Source organism: Bacteroidales bacterium, assembly GCA_013314715.1.
GTDB lineage: Bacteria > Bacteroidota > Bacteroidia > Bacteroidales > GWA2-32-17 > Ch61.
The window spans coordinates 1-2,424 of the sequence record JABUFC010000099.1; the positions used below are offsets into that span (position 1 = coordinate 1).

A 2,424-nucleotide genomic window follows, 5' to 3' on the forward strand; every position below is an offset into this window, starting at 1 on the left:
AAAGTTCAAAGTTTTCTATTTTTAATGTAAGAAAATGGGTGGCGGGGTTAGGGGTTATAATGCACTTATTTAAATTATTTGGATTTACGCCTGTATATGTATGATGACTTATACGTTTACCATAAAAACGTTTTGAAACAAATATCCAATTAGTTGCAGGACCAATCCCATTATCCATGACTATTCTAATGCTATCACCACTATAGAATTTTAAGGCGCAATTAGGATACTGATGATTGCAATAATAATATTCAGTTTGAAAAAGACCATAAACGTTAATATTATTATTATAACCATAAATAGAACAATATATGGTATCAATACTGTTGACGTAAAGTGTATCATTTGTGATTATCCAGGGATCTGAGGCAGGATTAGCATACCAATACTGACCTGCATAGGTTCCTATCAAAGAATCGGGAGGAGGAGTTTGGCTAAATCCTTTTAAAGAAAAAAGGAAAATGAACATTAAAAGATTTTTTCTCATAGTATATATTTTTTAGTTATTGTTAAGTTTATTAAGAAAAGATGATGGTGGAGGTGTAGGATTCTCATCACCTTTGGCAGATTCATTAATTTTTCTTTGACAATAAATATTGTTACAATTAGTAACATTAAATAAAACATTGCTTTGATTGTCAACATAAGTTCCTTCATTTAATAAAATATAATTTTGACTCCAAAAAGTTTGATTGCTTTGATTGGTAATATTTACATTTGTTCCCATTGTAATAGATTTATGTAATTTATTAGGATAAATTGTCGGATTAAATGAAGTTAAATTTATATCTGTATTACAATCTTTTTTTAATTGCCATACTTTTACATAATCTATTTCAAAAATATACGGAAAATGAGTACTGTCTGCACCAAGGGTATCAAAAGCAGTACAATAATTATCAGTTGGAGTATAATTTCCACCGTTGTTAATTATTATAGCCATATTATGAATTAAATCAGGATGATTATAAGAAACCCACCTTAATATTCCATCATAATAGTATTCTATAGATTGGGACGTCCAATTAATAGCAGCCGTATGAAAACTATCGGGAGTAAAAAAACAATGTGTATTTTGAGGTCCCCATATGTCTTGATGTCGTGTAGTTAAGTCGGTGTCAACTTCCCAATACATATTACCTGCTGCAAAACAATAATTATTGTTAGCATTGATTTCAAAAACATCAATTTCACTCCAATAAGGATTACCCCCACTATAAAGCCAAAAAGTACCACTATGCCCCCTCATAGACTTTGGGGAAGGAGGTAAAGGAGGTAATTTGAAACGAATCTCAAAATAACCGTACCGAAAATTAAATTTTGAATATAGCATGGCAGTTGTAAAATTAAAAGGTAAAGTGTCCCAGTGCCAACAAGTATTTGGTCCTCCATAATTATCACAGTAGTTTAATGCATTACAATTAGAAAAAGACGGGGGATTACACTTAAGCCAGCGCCAACATTGCCCATCATAGCTTTCTTTCTTAGTTATTAGTTTTAACGTTCCATTACTTACTTTACAATTAGTTGTGTCTAAATTTCCGTTTGCATCTCTAACTTTTATAGCTGCCATAGGATGAAATACCGTAGTATCATGACAAAATGTATGGTAATTTGTGTCTTGGTGCCATGGAAAAGTTTTAAGCCAAAGTGTTGAATCCAGTCGATTGCCATTAAAATCATCAGAAAACACTAACTCATAAGCAGGATCGTCCGGTGGTAATTGTGCTTTTATGTTTGTACTAATAAACATACAAACAAAGATAAAAAAGTATATGATAAAAACCAATTTTTTCATAGTTGTAGTTTTTATTCGGTTAATATCATGCGTTTGGTATCCATTTCCTTGCCATCAATTATAAGACTATATAAATACATACCAGGTTGCATTTCGCCGCCGTTTATTTCGGTTGAGCCTTCTTTTTTGTTGCTTATGGGGTATGTTTTTAAGAGTTTACCCTGCATGTCGAATATCATGAGCGATGCCGAGGTGGTGTTTTCGGGTATGTAATAGCGTATAGTGGTTTTGGTGCTGAAGGGGTTGGGTGTATTTTGCATTAAGTAGGCATTTTTACTGCTTTCGCTACTACTACCTTTGTTTATTATCATGTCTTTAGTTTTTCCCATTTCGCAGCAATTTGCTAATTCGACTTTTAGTGTATTTATTTTTTCTTCCTGCTCTTTATTGATTTGCAGTTGTTCCTGAAAAGCTTTAACTAAGTATGGAATAATACTTATATGAGACCTTTGCAAAACTCTTTTTTAGTCATGGCTATTATTCTCATGTAATTGAAAAGAAATTGAAAATAAGATTGATTTTTTTACGATTACTGTTGTTTTATTCTAATTTTGCTAAGGTCTTGATTTATATTTGCAATATGTTTGTACGAATTATAACATCACTGAATTCGCTCCCAAAAAGCT

3 protein-coding genes are annotated in these 2,424 nt (G+C 31.7%); all 3 read right to left on the bottom strand.

Going from position 1 to position 2,424, the window contains the following annotated elements; all coding sequences use genetic code 11:
* On the bottom strand, positions 1–487 hold a 487-nt coding region (locus HPY79_12500), incomplete at its 3' end, for a hypothetical protein (protein ID NSW46621.1).
* A gap of 12 nt (positions 488–499) precedes the next feature.
* Entirely contained in the window at positions 500–1,798 is a 1,299-nt protein-coding gene (locus HPY79_12505; GenBank protein NSW46622.1) for a family 16 glycosylhydrolase, read from the bottom strand.
* An 11-nt stretch (positions 1,799–1,809) separates the two neighbouring features.
* Complete coding sequence (locus HPY79_12510) at positions 1,810–2,253, bottom strand: T9SS type A sorting domain-containing protein (GenBank protein ID NSW46623.1); 444 nt, start codon at positions 2,251–2,253, stop codon at positions 1,810–1,812.
* Between the last annotated feature and the right edge of the window lie 171 nt (positions 2,254–2,424).

What these genes read in the sequence shown, in the direction of transcription:
- HPY79_12505 (NSW46622.1), bottom strand. Translation starts at nt 1,798, where the DNA reads ATGAAAAAATTGGTTTTTATCATATACTTTTTTATCTTTGTTTGTATG.